This is a genomic window from Nocardia sp. JCM 38205 (genome assembly GCF_058222935.1).
On the sequence record NZ_JBYHFL010000001.1, the window covers coordinates 1,037,990 to 1,053,593 of the forward strand.

11 protein-coding genes are annotated in these 15,604 nt (G+C 69.0%); 6 read left to right on the forward strand and 5 right to left on the reverse strand.

Going from position 1 to position 15,604, the window contains the following annotated elements:
• Positions 1-55 precede the first annotated feature (55 nt).
• Together AC4HOU_RS04810 and AC4HOU_RS04815 are read right to left on the reverse strand one after the other, a co-directional pair.
• Positions 56-2,731, reverse strand: a complete 2,676-nt coding sequence (locus tag AC4HOU_RS04810) for a bifunctional acetate--CoA ligase family protein/GNAT family N-acetyltransferase (RefSeq protein ID WP_195019669.1) — start codon at positions 2,729-2,731, stop codon at positions 56-58.
• Positions 2,724-3,992 (reverse strand): acetoin utilization protein AcuC, encoded by a 1,269-nt coding sequence (locus tag AC4HOU_RS04815; RefSeq protein ID WP_194990016.1) that lies wholly within the window; start codon positions 3,990-3,992, stop codon positions 2,724-2,726. The genes AC4HOU_RS04810 and AC4HOU_RS04815 overlap by 8 nt, the downstream gene beginning before the upstream one ends.
• Before the next feature lie 186 nt (positions 3,993-4,178).
• Between AC4HOU_RS04815 and AC4HOU_RS04820 the strand changes: the two genes are divergently transcribed.
• Positions 4,179-4,865, forward strand: a complete 687-nt coding sequence (locus AC4HOU_RS04820) for an iron-dependent transcriptional repressor DtxR (RefSeq protein WP_163811946.1) — start codon at positions 4,179-4,181, stop codon at positions 4,863-4,865.
• Positions 4,866-4,868: 3 nt separating this feature from the next.
• The gene (gene galE / locus AC4HOU_RS04825) at positions 4,869-5,849 is read left to right on the forward strand and encodes a UDP-glucose 4-epimerase GalE (RefSeq protein ID WP_194990018.1); all 981 of its coding nucleotides are present in this window, start codon (positions 4,869-4,871) and stop codon (positions 5,847-5,849) included.
• A 29-nt stretch (positions 5,850-5,878) separates the two neighbouring features.
• On the opposite strand, the gene AC4HOU_RS04830 is transcribed toward galE, so the two are convergent.
• Positions 5,879-7,078 (reverse strand): DUF4192 domain-containing protein, encoded by a 1,200-nt coding sequence (locus AC4HOU_RS04830; RefSeq protein WP_490724169.1) that lies wholly within the window; start codon positions 7,076-7,078, stop codon positions 5,879-5,881.
• A 559-nt stretch (positions 7,079-7,637) separates the two neighbouring features.
• Positions 7,638-8,357 carry a sensor domain-containing protein gene (locus AC4HOU_RS04835; RefSeq protein WP_194990020.1) on the reverse strand — a complete coding sequence of 240 codons (720 nt, stop codon included), beginning with the start codon at positions 8,355-8,357 and terminating at the stop codon, positions 7,638-7,640.
• Between the two features lie 259 nt (positions 8,358-8,616).
• Here AC4HOU_RS04835 and AC4HOU_RS04840 point away from each other — a divergent pair, with 259 nt between their 5' ends.
• The 4 genes from AC4HOU_RS04840 (at position 8,617) to speD (ending at position 14,545) form a co-directional block, all read left to right on the forward strand.
• Positions 8,617-9,573, forward strand: a complete 957-nt coding sequence (locus AC4HOU_RS04840) for a PAC2 family protein (RefSeq protein WP_163811938.1) — start codon at positions 8,617-8,619, stop codon at positions 9,571-9,573.
• A 42-nt stretch (positions 9,574-9,615) separates the two neighbouring features.
• Positions 9,616-12,114 (forward strand): DEAD/DEAH box helicase, encoded by a 2,499-nt coding sequence (locus AC4HOU_RS04845; RefSeq protein ID WP_490724170.1) that lies wholly within the window; start codon positions 9,616-9,618, stop codon positions 12,112-12,114.
• Positions 12,115-12,213: 99 nt separating this feature from the next.
• On the forward strand, positions 12,214-13,326 hold the full coding sequence (locus tag AC4HOU_RS04850) for a type III PLP-dependent enzyme (protein WP_163811934.1): 1,113 nt from the start codon (positions 12,214-12,216) through the stop codon (positions 13,324-13,326).
• Between the two features lie 10 nt (positions 13,327-13,336).
• Positions 13,337-14,545, forward strand: a complete 1,209-nt coding sequence (gene speD / locus AC4HOU_RS04855; RefSeq protein WP_163811931.1) for an adenosylmethionine decarboxylase — start codon at positions 13,337-13,339, stop codon at positions 14,543-14,545.
• 57 nt (positions 14,546-14,602) lie between these two features.
• On the opposite strand, the gene AC4HOU_RS04860 is transcribed toward speD, so the two are convergent.
• Positions 14,603-15,511, reverse strand: coding sequence for a hydrogen peroxide-inducible genes activator (locus AC4HOU_RS04860; RefSeq protein WP_195019670.1), 909 nt, complete (start codon positions 15,509-15,511; stop codon positions 14,603-14,605).
• Positions 15,512-15,604: the final 93 nt, after the last annotated feature.

Sequence of the window (15,604 nt, forward strand, 5' to 3'; positions counted from 1 at the left end):
TGCCGCCGACGCCCGACCGGGGCGCCGGCAGCCCCGCACACGACGGGCATCGCGTTCAACCGAGCCTGCGCGGGCCGGTATCGAAGCGGCTGGGCTGGGGACCGATTCGGGCTCGCGCGTACAGGATTTCGGCCGACGTCGGCGAAGCGAGCACCGGATCGAAATACAGCTCCCGCATCTCGGGCAGATCGTCGAACAGCGCCGAAATGCGTTGCGCCAATTCGACCAGCGCCGCCTTGTCCACCCGCGGGCTGGCCGGCGTTCCCGACAGCAGCGGGGCCGCGCGTGGCGCGTCGATCAGCGCCGCGGCCTCATCCGGTGACAACGGCAGCGCGCGATAGGCGCGGTCCCCCAGCATTTCGATGATCAACCCCGACAAGCCGAACTCGATCACCGAACCGAACGACGGGTCGTCCTGCACCCGAAGCACGCACCCCACTCCCTTGGTCGCCATCCGCTGAATGTGCAGTGCCGGATCGCCGCTGAGTGCAACGAGATCCGTATACGCCTGACGCACCGCCTCCGGCCGCCACAGATCCAATCGCACCCCGCTCAGATCGGGCCGTCGCCGCCAGGCGTCGCTGGTGGCCTTCGCGGCTACGGGATAGCCGAGTTCCTCCGCGGCCGCCACCGCGGCATCGGCATCGCGCACCTCACGGAACTCCACCACCGACATCCCGTAGCACTCCAGCAACGCCACTGTCTCCAGGTCGGTCAGGCGGCGTCCGCCGGACTCGGCCATCCACCCCGCGACCAGCTCGGTGGCGCGCACACTGTCGATACCGGCGGGCCGCACCACCGCCGACTGCGGGCGATCACGCCATTCCGCGTACCGGCGCACCCGCGCCAACGCCCGTGCGGCCCGCTCGGGGTCCGGATACGACGGGATCGAGCCGCGCACCGCCGAGGCACCCGCGCCCCGCACCGCCAGCAGATTCGGAATACCCTGCTCGGCGATGAACGTGGTCAGGATCGGTTTACCCGCCTCCGGCACGGCCTCCGACGCGGACCGGATCGCCGCGGCGAACTCACCGGTCGGCAACGGCACCGGCGGGGCGAAGACCACGATCACCGAATCCACGTCCGCGCTACGCAATTGGGCGAGCACCGCGTCGAAATAATCGCCAGGCGTGGCCTGCGGACCCAGATCCACCGGCTCACCGGCCACCAGACCCTCACCACGGGCGGCATCCACGGCCAGCCAGCCGAGCGCCGCGCTGTTGCCGATCACGGCCAACCGGGAACCCCCGGGGAGTGGCTGATAGCCGAGCAGCGCGGCGCAGTCGAACAACTCCGAAATAGAGTCGACCTGCACGATTCCGGCCTGCGCGAACAGGTCCCGCACGATCGAACGGTCCATGTCACCGGCAGGCTGGGCACGTGCCGCCAGCCGGCCGCTGCTGACCGCGACGATCGGTTTGGTCCGTGCCACCCGGCGCGCGATCCGGGAGAACTTGCGTGGGTTACCGAAACTCTCCAGATACAGCAACACCACGTCGGTATCGGGGTCGGTGTCCCAGTACTGCAACAGGTCGTTGCCGGACACGTCGGCACGGTTGCCCGCGGAGACGAACGTGGACAGCCCGAGATTGCGTGCCGCGGCCTCACCGAGGATCGCCGCCCCCAAGGGGCCGGACTGACAGAAGAATCCGATCCGCCCCCGCCCGGGCAGGACCGGCGCCAGCGTGGCGTTGAGCGCGATCGCGGGATCGGTGTTGGCGATGCCGAGCGCGCTCGGCCCCACCACCCGCATACCGTGGCCGCGAGCGGCCGCGACCAGGGCACGCTCCGCCTCCAGCCCCGCCTCGCCGGTCTCACCGAAGCCGGCGGTGAGCACCACCAAACCCTTGACGCCCTTGGCCATACAGTCGTCGAGCACCGATCCGATGGACTCCGCGGGCACCGCCACCACCGCAAGATCCACTTCATCGGGGATTTCGCGCACCGTCGCGTAGGCGTGCACGCCCCGCACCGAACGACGGGCCGGATTCACCGGGAACACCGGACCCTGGAACGCTCCCGAGAGCAGGTTGGTCAGCACCGCGCCACCGACGCGCCCGGCGCTCGGCGTTGCGCCGATGACGGCGATGGAGCGCGGTGTCAGCAGGTTGCCCACACTGCGGGCCTCCGAAGCGCGTTCGCGCGCATCACGTACCGACAACAGCGCCTCGGTCGGGTCGATCGCGAACTCCAGGTGCAGCACCGAACCGTCCCTGCTGCGCTCCACCTGATAGCCGGCCTCCCGGAACACCGTCACCATCACCGTGTTCTCGGCCAGCACCTCCGCGACGAACGTCTCGATCTCGTTCTCGGCGGCCGCGCCGGCCAGATGCTCGAGCAGAATGGAACCGAGACCGCGCCCCTGATGCCCATCGGCCACCACGAACGCGACCTCCGCGGCGCGCGGGCCGGTGCGGTCGAGCAGTTCGTAGCGCCCGACCGCGATGATCGACTCACCCAGCTCGGCCACCAGCCCGACCCGATTGTGATGATCGACATGGGTGGAGCGGTACAGGTCTTTCGGCGAGATCCGCGGGTAGGGCCCGAAATAGCGCAGGTACCTGGTGCGATCCGATAGCGCGGCATGGAATTGCTGCAGCCGTTCGGCGTCGTCGGGTGTGATCGGGCGCAGCCGCACCACACCGCCGTCGGAGGCCAGCACATCGGCGAACCAGTGCTGCGGCGGTGGTGGCGGCACCGCGGGGGTGTCCGGGGTGTCGATCTCAGTCACGGGGGTCCTCCGGGTCGAGGCCGAGCGGGCCGAAGCACGCACGGCGGGTGGCCAGCACGGCGGTATCGATGGCGCGTTGGGCTCGGTCCGTCCGGGCATCACCGGTTTCGGCGGTCCCGCCGGGGCCGTCCCAGCGCTGGAACGACACATCGGCGCCGTCGCTCATCGTGCGCGGTGGATCGACCCGTGGTGCGGCAGCCTGCACCAGATCGATCCAGTCCTGCGGAATGTCGGTCTCGGGTGCGAGGTCGCGATCCAGCGCGGCGGCCAGCAGATGGGTCCAGGCCCGCGGCACCACCCGGACCAATCCGTATCCGCCCCCACCCACCGCCAGCCAGCGACCCTCGGCGTAGCGGTCGGCCAGCTCGCGCATGGCCAGGAACGCCGCACGCTGACCGTCCACGCTCAGTTCCAGGTCGGCGAGGGGATCTTCGCGGTGGCTGTCCACCCCGCACTGGCTGACCACGATCTGCGGCCGGAACGCCGCCACCGCCCCTGGCACCACCGCATGAAATCCACGCAACCACTGCGGGTCCCGGGTACCCGGCAGTACCGGCAGGTTGATCGATGTGCCCGTACCCGCCCCGCTACCGTTCTCCTCCGGCCAGCCGGTGTTGGGCCACAAGGTCGCCGGATGCTGGTGGATCGAGACCGTGAGCACTCGCGGGTCGGCGTAGAACGCGCGCTGGACGCCGTCGCCGTGGTGGACGTCGACATCGAGATAGGCGATGCGATCGAAACCGTGGTCGAGCAGCCACGAGATGGCCACCGCCGCATCGTTGTAGACGCAGAACCCGGCCGCCGAGGCGGGCATCGCGTGGTGCATGCCACCACCGATGCTCACCGCGCGGCGGGTACGGCCTTCGGCGATCGCGCGGGCCGCGGCCAGCGTGCCGCCGACGATCACCGAGGCCGCCCGGTGCATGCCGGGGAACACCGGATTGTCGGCGGAGCCCAGGCCGAACGGCGGCGCGAGCGGAGGTTCGCCGTGCGGCATGGGCGGCGCGACGGCGTGCTCGACGGCGTCGATGTACTCGGCGGTGTGGATGCGCAGCAGTTCGGGAGTGCCCGCGGCCGCGGGCTCGAGCAATTCGACGCCGTCGAGCACGCCGAGACTGCGCGCCAGCGCCATCGTGTACGCCAGCCGGGCCGGTTTCATCGGATGTTGCGGCGTCCAGGTGTAGTCGAGGAACCGGTCGGTCCACACGACCGTCGCCGGGTCGGCGGGTCCTGGATGCGCGCCGGGCACTGCAGTGGCCATGCTCGCAACGCTAGCGGGAAGCGCAGCGCCCCGTTCGGCGTTCATATGCAGTAGAAATACAAGCATGAGCGAACACGGCGGTATGCCGTGCGCCGACAGGGTTCCCGATACGCGACGCGTGCCGCTGTGGCGTGCGCGAATCGAGACGTCGCGTGGGTAGAATTCGTGCCGACGAAGGGGTAACAGGTGAAGGATCTGGTCGACACCACGGAGATGTACCTCCGTACCATCTACGACCTCGAGGAGGAGGGCGTGGTGCCCCTGCGTGCCCGGATCGCCGAGCGCCTCGAGCAGAGCGGGCCCACGGTCAGCCAGACCGTCGCCCGCATGGAGCGCGACGGGCTGCTCCTGGTGGCCGGTGACCGGCATCTCGAGCTCACCGACAAGGGCCGCAGCATGGCCGTCGCGGTGATGCGCAAGCACCGGCTGGCCGAGCGGCTGCTGGTCGACATCATCGGGCTGGACTGGCAGAACGTGCACGCCGAGGCCTGTCGCTGGGAGCATGTGATGAGCGAGGACGTCGAACGACGCCTCGTCGAGGTGCTCAACCACCCCACCACCTCCCCCTACGGCAACCCGATCCCCGGTCTGGACGAGCTGGGCGTGGCCCCGATCGCGCCGGCCGACGAGAACCTGATCCGGCTCTCGGAGCTGTCGCACGGTCAGACGCACGCGGTCGTGGTCCGCAGGCTCGCCGAGCACATCCAGACCGACCCCGAGGTCATCAACCGGCTGCGTGAGGCCGGCGTGGTGCCCGACGCCAGGGTGACCGTCGAGACCAAGCCCGGCTCGGTGGTGATCACGGTGCCCGGCCACGAGGGGTTCGAGCTGTCGGACGAAATGGCCCACGCCGTCCAGGTGAAGCTGGTCTGACCGGTGAAACTTCTGGTCACCGGCGGTGCCGGTTATGTCGGTGGAGTGTGCGCGCAGGTCCTCATCGAGGACGGTCACGAGGTGGTCGTCCTCGATGATCTGTCCACCGGCAACGCCGACGGCGTGCCCGGCGCCGCGCGGTTCGTCGAGGGCGATATCGCCGAGGCCGGGCCCGATCTGCTCGCGTCCGAAGAATTCGATGGCGTCCTGCATTTCGCGGCTCAGTCGCTGGTGGGCGAGTCGGTGCAGCAGCCGGAGAAATACTGGCACGGCAATGTGGTGAAAACGCTGGAGCTGCTGGAGGCGATGCGCCGCACGGGCACGCAACGACTGGTGTTCTCCTCCACGGCCGCCGTGTACGGCGAGCCCGAGCAGGTGCCGATCACCGAAGACGCCCCGACCAGGCCGACCAATCCCTACGGCGCTTCGAAACTGGCGATCGACCACGCCATCACCTCGTATTCCGTCGCACACGGCCTCGCGGCCACCAGCCTGCGGTATTTCAACGTCGCGGGCGCCTACGGCGGGCTCGGCGAGAACCGAGTGGTGGAGACCCATCTCATTCCGCTGGTGCTGCAGGTCGCCGCCGGTCACCGCGAATCCATCGCGGTCTTCGGCACCGACTGGCCGACCCCCGACGGCACCGCCGTCAGGGATTACATTCACATCCGCGATCTCGCCGACGCTCATCTGCTCGCTCTCCGGTCGTCCGAGCCCGGCACTCACCGGGTGTTCAATCTCGGTAGCGGCACCGGTTTCTCGGTGCGCGAGGTGATCTCGGCCTGTGAGCGGGTCACCGGGCTGCCCATCGCCGCCAAGGATTCGCCGCGGCGCGCGGGCGATCCGGCCGTGCTCATCGCCTCCAGCGATCGGGCGATCGCCGAACTCGGCTGGCGGCCCGAACACAACGACCTCGACGAGATCGTCACCGACGCCTGGAACTTCCTGCGCGAGCTCGGCCCGCGGGCACACAGCGCGCCATAGCCCGGCTCCCGGGCGCACTCCGCGGCAGATCACCATGATCGGTCGAGGTCGACGCCGAGATCGATGGCCGCCTCGCGGCCGCAGGTGATCAGCCGCTGCAACCGCTGCGGGTCCATTCCCGAACTCAGCGCGGCGTCCAGCAACGCCGCCAGCGAATGCTCGGGGTCGGCGTCCAGCGCCGCCGCGAACGCGATACCGGCGAGGGGCCCGTCACCGCGGGCGTACGCGCAGTAACCGAGCAGGGTGGCGGCTTCGGCGCGGTCGGTGTCGGGCAGGCCGCGCGTCATCATCGCCCACAGCTGTTCGGCGGCATCGGCGTGATCGGTGCCCGCCAGGGCGAACATGGCATCGCGCGCGTGTTTATCCCGCAGTGCCGCAGCTGATTCCGCGAGCTCGGCCGGCGACATCCGCACCCCTGATGCCACATTCGCGATCTGCCACAGCAGGTAGTGCGCGGCGCGCCTGCTGTAGCCGACCCGATCGCCACCGCCGGCCGCGTCGACGAAACGCTCATGAGCTCGCGCAAGCGCCGAACTCATTTCCGCACAGACCTGTTCACGCATCGCCGGATCGACCGCCACCGCCGCGATCAGTTCCGAGCGCGACCGGCGAATCTGTTTTCCGTCGAGCACATGGCTCAGCGTGATCGGTGAGGCGGCCGGATCGGGCACCACCCCGCGGCGGTCCGCACCCAACACGCTCCACCACCCGTAGCCCGACGCGATCGCCTGCGCCGCCCACGCTCCGCACAGCGGTATCGAACGCAGCTCCAACCGCGCCGCCAGCGCCGTGACCACCGAATCGCGCCCGGCTGTCCCCGGCTCGGGTTCGCTTCGGCGGTCGTCGATGACGCCGGCCAGCACCCCGACCACACCCTGCTGATCGCAGACCTCGGCCACCGTCGCGGCCAGTGTTCTGGAACCGTCGCCGGCCGGCGACGGGGTGAGGTCGAATCGCGCCACCACATCGATCACAGCGCTGTCCGGATCGCGCGGCGCAGCGCGCAAGACCGCGACCACCAGCGAACGCACCGGCACGAATCCGAGAATCGCCGGAATCCCGGCCAGGAACTCCCCTGGTTCGGCGAGCCTGATCTCCCCGAGCCGCATATCCACCACGCAGTCATCGGGATGCGCGAGGTCGTCGGCGGTATGCCCCGCATCGTTGCGCGGGTGCCCGGAACCGGGTTCTGCGCCCTCGTCGACGGCGTCGTCACCGTCGGTGTCCACACCGTCCGCGCAGCTCAGGATCCTCGATTCGGGCCATTCATCGACGGCCCGCGGCGGGCCGGAACATGCGGCCGCGTCGGTGCGGTGTCGCTCTGCCTGCCACGGCTCCGGCGCGGCAGGCCGCGGTGTGCGTGGCGGGTCCAGCCCCTCGGCGACAGAACCGGCCGTCTCGATCCGTCCCGTTGTGCGACCGGTTCTCGGAGCCGGACGCAGCGGTCCGAGTTCCACGGTGCCCTGTGCGTTGACACAGCTGTTGGCCGGTTCGTCGGCCGTCCTGGCTCGGTGACAGACACCGCAGTTTCCCGAACGACCCGCACTGGACGGCGACCTGCGTATTCCGCCGGCCCGGGCTGGGGCGCAGGGCGGCCCGGAATCGCCCGGCGGTGCCGCTGGATGCGCTGTTCGCGTGGTGCGGGCCTGATCACGCCTCGTGGGTTCGGTGGGCGTCGCGGGAGTCGTCATGGGTGCAGCCTGCCCGGGCACCGCTTCATCGACGCGGACACGACCTGGGCTTTCACCCGGCCTGTGGATAACTTCCCCCTGTGGACAACTCCACGTTTCAGCTGGTCGCGACCTTGTTCACGGCGGTATCGAACAACTGCTCCAGCGCTTGCGTATCCGGCTCGGCGTCGCTGAACGACATATAGGTCACCGTTATCCGCACGTCCCCGATCTGGCCGATCAGCGTGTTCATCGACTGGGTGAGTCCGGCTGCGCCGACGTCCGGACGCACCGTGCGCCGCAGCGCCATCGCATCGTCGGCGTCGACCTCCGGCGCCTGCCCGACCTCGGTGATCACCGTGCTCGACGCTCCCGAACGCGACACCCGGATCCGCTCGCACTGCTGCAGCTGATTGCGCAGCCGCAGTAGCGGCGCATCCGTGCGGGTCAGCTCCACGGTCAGGGTGGCGCGGGCCGCATCGTCGGTGCCGACGGCGACGGCGAGACGGTCGGCACCCGGACGGGCCTCGGGTGGCGTGCATTCGGCCGGCTGCACGCTCGCACCGGCTCCGACTCCGTCGAGATCACCGGCGGCCTGTCCCGCGGCCTCGGCGGGCAGCACCACGGCCGGGTATCCGGCCGGGAAGGCCTCGGTCTCGGGGAGCAGGGCCGACAGGGGTGCTTCGAGCTGCCGGGTGACTGCGGTCGGCTCGGCAGGGACCGCCCGGCCGGACATCTCGCCCCCGCAACCGGCGCTCAGCAGCACGGTCACCGCCAGCGCGCCGCCGGCCACCGCGCGGCTCAGCGACGATCTGTGCGTCGAATCCGGCACGCCCACCCGCCCCACTCTGCCAAACTCCACTGGCGGCCCGCCCACGCCACGCCGACCACCCCGGTTGTGCGTGCGTAACGCGGGAATGCTTGTGCCGTCGACGCTGTTGCCTCCACTGAAGGGTCGATGTCCGCCCGCGCGCGAAGCAGTGCATCGCCCATGGGGGACAATGGACTGTGGTACACCAGGCGACGCGGCGACCGGTGCGAGATACTGGCCCGTCGGCGTCGACACGTCGGGTGCGCCGCGCAGGAAGGAGTACGCGATGGACTACGAGTCGCGAATGTACGAACTGGAGTTCCCCGCTCCGCAGCTGTCGTCCGACGACGGTTCGGGTCCGGTCCTGGTGCACGGACTCGAGGGTTTCACCGATGCCGGGCACGCGGTGCGGCTGGCCACCACGCACCTGCGCGAGAGCCTGGAAAGCGAACTGGTCGCCTCGTTCGACGTGGACGAGCTACTCGACTACCGGTCGCGGCGGCCGCTGATGACGTTCAAGTCCGATCACTTCGCCGATTACGCCGAGCCCGAACTGAACCTGTGGGCGCTGCGCGACACCGCGGGCACCCCGTTCCTGCTGCTGTCGGGTCTGGAACCGGACCTGCGCTGGGAGAAGTTCACCACGGCCGTGCGCTTGCTGGCCGAACAGCTCGGTGTGCGCCGCAGCATCGGCCTGAGCGCGATCCCGATGGCCATTCCGCACACCCGCCCACTCGGCATCACCGCGCATTCGTCCAATCGCGATCTGATCGAGGAGAACCAGCGCTGGCCGGGTGAGCTGCAGGTGCCGGGCAGCGCCTCCTCGCTGCTGGAATACCGGATGGCCCAGCACGGGCACGAATCGCTCGGCTTCTCGGTGCATGTGCCGCATTACCTGGCGCAGACGGCCTATCCGGAGGCCGCGCAGACGCTGCTGGAGCACGTCTGCGAGAACGCCGGCCTGGATATTCCGCTGGCCGCGCTCGGTGAGGCCGCAGCGCGGGTGCGTGAGCAGGTCAACGAGCACATCGCGGGTAATTCCGAGGTCGAGACGGTCGTACACGCCCTCGAGCGTCAGTACGACACGTTCGTGTCCGCGCAGGAACGCCAGTCGAGTCTGCTGGTCGGTGACGGTGAACTGCCCAGCGGTGACGAGCTCGGCGCCGAGTTCGAGCGCTTCCTCGCCGAACAGGGCGGATACGACGACAACGGCTCCGGCACCGGCGCGGACGACCCGCGCTGACCTGGATCGGTCCCGGCTCCGGCGGCCCGTAGGGTTGTCGGAGTGGATCTGACCGAACTGCTCGAGATACCGGGAACCGACGCCGACGCGCTGTACGAGTCGTTCGGAACGTGGGCGGCCGAGCAGGGCACGCCGTTGTATCCCGCGCAGGATGAGGCGCTGCTGGAGCTGGCCTCGGAGTCCAACGTCATCCTGGCCACGCCCACCGGCTCGGGGAAGTCGTTGGTCGCGGTGGGCGCGCATCTGTTCGCGCTGACGCGCGGGCAGCGCACCTACTACACCGCGCCGATCAAGGCATTGGTGAGCGAGAAGTTCTTCGCCCTGTGTGAGGTGTTCGGCGCCGAACGCGTCGGCATGGTCACCGGTGACGCAGCGGTCAATCCGGAGGCGCCCATCATCTGCGCCACCGCCGAGATCCTGGCCAATCTGGCCCTACGTGAGGGCGCGCAGGCCGATATCGGCCAGGTGGTGATGGACGAGTTCCATTTCTACGCCGACCCCGATCGCGGCTGGGCCTGGCAGGTGCCGCTGCTGGAGTTGCCGCGAGCGCAGTTCCTGCTCATGTCGGCGACGCTGGGCGAGGTCGATTTCTTCGCTACCGATCTGAGCAGGCGCACCGGCCGCTCCACCGCCGTCGTCGCCGGGACCGAGCGCCCGGTCCCGTTGACGTTCTCCTACGCGCGCACTCCGATCACCGAGACATTGGAGGAGCTGGTCACCACCCATCAGGCGCCGGTCTATGTCGTGCATTTCACCCAGGCCGCCGCCCTCGAGCGGGCACAGGCACTGACCAGCGTGAACTTCGCCAGCCGGGCCGAGAAGGACGCCATTGCCGAGGCTCTGGGCAGCTTCCGTTTCTCCGCCGGATTCGGCAAGACCCTCGCACGGCTGATCCGCCACGGCATCGGAGTGCATCACGCCGGAATGCTGCCCAAATACCGCAGGCTGGTGGAGAAGCTGGCCCAGGACGGATTGCTGAAGGTGGTATGCGGCACCGACACCCTCGGCGTCGGCATCAATGTTCCGATCCGCACCGTGCTGCTGACCGGGCTGACCAAATACGACGGTGTGCGCACACGCAGGCTCAAGGCTCGCGAGTTCCACCAAATCGCCGGCCGGGCCGGCCGCGCCGGCTACGACACCATGGGCACGGTGGTCGTGCAGGCCCCTGACCACGAGGTCGAGAACACCAGGATGCTGGCCAAGGCCGGTGACGATCCGAAGAAGCTGCGCAAGGTGCAGCGGCGCAAGCCCCCGGAAGGTTTCGTGTCCTGGAGCGAGGAGACCTTCGACCGTTTGCTAGCCGCCCCGCCGGAACCGATGGTGTCGCGCTTCGCGGTGACCAATTCGATGCTGCTCAACGTGATCGCCCGCCCCGGCAACTGCTTCGACGCCATGCGGCATCTGCTCGAAGACAATCACGAACCGCGCCCGGCGCAGCGCAGGCATATTCTGCGCGCGATCCGGTTGTATCGCGCGCTGCGTGATGCCGGTGTGGTGCAACAGCTTTCCGAGCCCGATGGCCAGGGCCGCATGGCGCGGCTGACGGTGGATCTGCAACGCGATTTCGCGCTCGATCAGCCGCTGTCGCCGTTCGCGCTGGCCGCGTTCGAGCTGCTCGATGAGCAATCTCCCACCTACACCCTCGATGTGATCTCACTCATCGAGTCGACGCTGGAGGATCCGCGTCAGCTGCTGATGGCGCAGCAGCACAAGGCCAGGGGCGAGGCGGTCGCGGAGATGAAGGCCGACGGCATCGACTACGACGAACGGATGGAGCTGCTCGAAGAGGTCACCTGGCCCAAGCCGCTGGCCGAGCTGATCGAACCCGCCTTCGAGACCTACCGGGCGGGGCACCCGTGGGTCTCGGAGTTCGCGCCGTCACCGAAGTCGGTGGTGCGCGAGATGGTGGAACGGTCGATGACCTTCGCCGAGCTCATCTCGCACTACGAGCTCGCCCGCTCCGAAGGGGTGGTGCTGCGCTACCTGGCCGACGCGTATCGCGCGCTGCGCCGCACCGTGCCCGAGGCCGCGCGAACCGAGGAACTCGACGACATCACCGAGTGGCTGGGTGAGCTGATCCGGCAGGTGGATTCGAGTCTGCTCGACGAATGGGAACAGCTCACCAACCCCGGCGCGGAGACCGACGCCGAGCAGCTGGCCTTCGGCGCGGAGACCATTCGGCCGATCTCGGCCAATGAACGCGCCTTCCGCGTTCTGGTCCGCAATGCCATGTTCCGGCGGGTGGAGTTGGCAGCCCTGCGCAACTGGCAGGCGCTGGCGGACCTCGGCACCGGACCGGACTGGGAGACCGAGCTCGCGCCCTATTTCGCCGAGTACGACACCATCGGCACCGGCCCCGACGCGCGAGGGCCGCAGATGTTCCGGGTCGAGACCCGCCCGGGCTTCTGGCAGGCACGCCAGACTCTCGACGATCCGGCCGGCGATCATGGCTGGGCGATTGTGGGTGTGGTCGATCTGGCCGAGTCCGACGCGGCCGGTGAAGTGGTATTCGACGAGGTCACGGTGGTCGCGGGATGACCGGGCACCGATCACCGGAACTGAAGGTTTGACGGATTCGATTCCGGGTAGGCGCCGCTGATACTGTTCTGCTCCGCTGCCCGACCGAAAGATCCACCGATGCCCGAATCCCCGTACCTGCTCGTCGACCCCGAGCGCGTGCGCGAGAACTACCGCGCCCTCGACGCCGCCCTGCTCCGGGCCGGTCGCAGGGCCCGGATCCGCTTCGCCGTCAAGGCCTGCCCGGTGCCGCAGGTGGTGCGGGTCCTCGACGCCGAGGGCGCCCAGTTCGACGTCGCCAGCGTCGGCGAGATCCGGATGTGCCTGGATCTCGGTGTCGACCCGGGACGGCTCTATTACGGCAACCCGATCAAGAAGGCCGCCGACATCGCCCGCGCGTACGCACTCGGGGTGCGTGGCTTCGCCTTCGACACCGAGGACGATCTGCTGCGGATCGCCGAGCACGCGCCCGGCGGTGCGGTCGAATGCCGGTTCCTGGCGGCCGCACCGCAATCGCAGACCCCGTTCGGCACCAAGTTCGGCTGCGCTCCCGGCGAGGCGCTGCGGCTGCTGGTGCGCGCCCGTGATCTCGGTCTGACCGTCGCGGGCCCCTACTTCCATGTGGGCTCCCAGCAACTCGACCCGAACGCCTGGCGGATCGGCATCGAGCAGGCGGCGCGGATCGTCGACGCGTTGTCCGACAAGGACATTGCGGTGTCGACGGTGAACATCGGTGGCGGCCTGCCGGTCTCCTATGCCGAATCCGCGCCCGGCATCGAACAAATCGCCCCGGTGACGGCCGGCGCGGCGGTGGAGCTGCTGCCCGAGACGGCCGAACTGGTGGTGGAGCCGGGCCGTGCGCTGGTGGCCACGGCGGGCGTGGTGCACGCCGAAGTGATCGCGGTGCGGACCGCACCGGACGGACGGCGCTGGGTCTATCTCGACATCGGCCGTTACAACGGCCTGGCCGAGACCGAAAACGAGTACATCGCTTACCGTTTCGTCACCGAACGCGACGGCGATCCGGTGGACGAGGCCGTCGTCGCGGGACCGACCTGCGACGGCGACGATGTACTGTATCAACGCACGCGGGTCCTTCTGCCGACCACGTTGCGAGCCGGGGATCGGGTACAGATTCTCGATACCGGCGCCTATACCGCGAGTTATTCGTCGGTGTCCTTCAATGGTTTCCCGCCCTTGACCGTGCATGTCGTGGGCGCTGAGGGAGAGTGAGTGTGTGTCCATGACGGCGGAGTTCACCGGTTGGCATGTGCTGGCCGAGTTCGGCGGGGTCGATGCGGATCTGTGCAACGACCTGGAACGACTCGACCAGGCCCTGCGCCGGTCGCTGGTCGGTGCCGGCGTCACCATCTGCGATGTGGTGCGTAAACAATTCACCCCGCAGGGCGTGACGGTGCTCGCATTGCTGTCGGAATCGCACGCCTCGATCCACACCTACCCCGAATCCGGTGACATCTTCGTCGACGTGTTCACCTGCGGCAGCATCGGTGACGGCGCCGAGAAGACGGTGGAATTGCTGCGGGACGCCTTGTCGCCCAAGGAAGTTCGCATGTCGACCGTGCGCAGGGGACGCGCCGGGCAGCGGGTCGAGGAACCCATGGGCCCGGGCCTGACCCGGATCTGGGATCTGTCGGATGTCCTGGTGGACACCAGGACCGAGTTCCAGCATCTGCTCATCGCGCGCACCGAACAGGGCATCAGCCTGTTCTCCGACAACGACCGCCAATCCACCGAGTTCTCCCAGATCACCTATCACGAGGCGATGATGGTGCCGGCGTTCGTGCTGGCCGAGAAGCTCGACAATGTGCTCATCATCGGATCCGGCGAGGGCGTGGCGAGTCAGATGTCGGTGGCCGCAGGGGCCACCCGGGTCGACCACGTCGACATCGACCGCGAGGCCGTGCAGTTGTGCGCCGAACATCTGCCCTACGGCTACACCGCCGACGAATTGGCCGCCGCGGTCGAAGGTTCGGGCCCGGTGCGGGTGCATTACGCCGATGGCTGGGACTTCCTCGCCGACGCCACCGCCGCGGGCGTGCGCTACGACGTCATCGTCATCGACCTGCCCGACGAGCGCGTCGAAGACGCCCAGCACAACCGGCTCTACGAGACCGAATTCCTGCAGCGATGTCGCGCCCTGCTGGCTCCCGGCGGCGTGCTGAGCGCCCAGGCCGGCTGCGCGACCATGTGGCGCAACGACACCCTCAAACGCTCCTGGCAGCGTTTCCACGACAACTTCGGCACCGTCGTGCACTACGGCAGCGATGAGCACGAATGGTCGTTCCTGTTCGGCCTGGTCGACCCGATCGCCGATCCGGTACCCGGCATGCTCGACCGGCTCAGCACGCTCCCCTACCGACCCTCCACCATCGACGCGCGCGCCCTGACGCGCGGGGCGATCGAGCCGTACGCGCTGCGCGCGGTGAACTGAGATCGAGACCGGCCCTCCCCCAGGCGAATCCGGCGCCGACGGGGAGGGCGGCGCCGATCACGCCGGGCGCTGGGTGCGGATGATCTCGGCGATATAGGCGTAGTCGTCGGCGCGCGCGGTGGATGCGCGGTAGACCATGCCAAGGGTCCGCCCGGGCGCCGGAGCGGCGAAACGCGCCGTCGCCAGCGTGCCGCGCGCGGTTTCGGCCGCCACCGCCATCTCCGGAATCAGCGTGATGCCGAGCCCACCGGCCACACACTGCACCACCGTCGTCAGCGACGCGGCGCGCGTGTCACCCACCGTGGCGGGGTGGGCGTCGGCCGAGCGGCACAGCTCCAGGGTTTGATCGCGCAGGCAGTGACCTTCGTCCAGCAGCAGCATCGGCAGCGCGTCCAAGGCGGCCGGCTGGATGTCGGTACGGCCGGCCAGTTCGTGTTCGCGGGGCAGGACCAGCACGAACTCCTCGGTGTACAGCGGGATCTCGATCAGGCCAGAGGCCTCGGTGGGCAACGCGAGCACCGCGACATCGAGGACACCGGTGCGCAGGCCCTCGAGCAGCCGGGCGGTCTGATCCTCGACCACCTGCGGCACCAGCGCGGGCAGCTTGCGCCGCAGCGCGGGCAGCAACGACGGCAGAATGTAGGGGGCCGCGGTCGGGATGATGCCCATGCGCAGGGTGCCGCCGAGCCCGTCACCGGTCGCCGAGGCGAGGAACCGGTCGGCCGCCTCCAGTGTCGCCATCGCCTGTGGCAGCAACCGCATTCCGGCGGCGGTCACCAGCACGCGCCGGGTGCTGCGCTCGATCAGCTGCAATCCGAGCCCGTGTTCGAGCGCGGCCAGCGCCTGCGATAACGTGGGCTGGCTCACATTGAGCCGGGCCGCAGCCGTGCCGAAGTGCCGATACTCGGCGATCGCGACGAACGCACGCAGCTGCGACAGGGTTGGCTGATAAGTCTGATCAGTCACGCCTATCAGTGTAGTGCGACTTATCACCTTTACCTTTCACCGGTTGTTGGGCAAGATCACAGATGAGCTTTTTCGCACCGCCGGCTGGTCGCT

Bases quoted from the DNA above. Each gene is read 5' to 3' on its own strand.
- AC4HOU_RS04815 (WP_194990016.1), bottom strand. From the start codon at position 3,992: ATGGCCACTGCAGTGCCCGGCGCGCATCCAGGACCCGCCGACCCGGCG.
- AC4HOU_RS04840 (WP_163811938.1), top strand. From the start codon at position 8,617: ATGGACTACGAGTCGCGAATGTACGAACTGGAGTTCCCCGCTCCGCAG.
- AC4HOU_RS04850 (WP_163811934.1), top strand. From the start codon at position 12,214: ATGCCCGAATCCCCGTACCTGCTCGTCGACCCCGAGCGCGTGCGCGAG.
- speD (WP_163811931.1), top strand. From the start codon at position 13,337: ATGACGGCGGAGTTCACCGGTTGGCATGTGCTGGCCGAGTTCGGCGGG.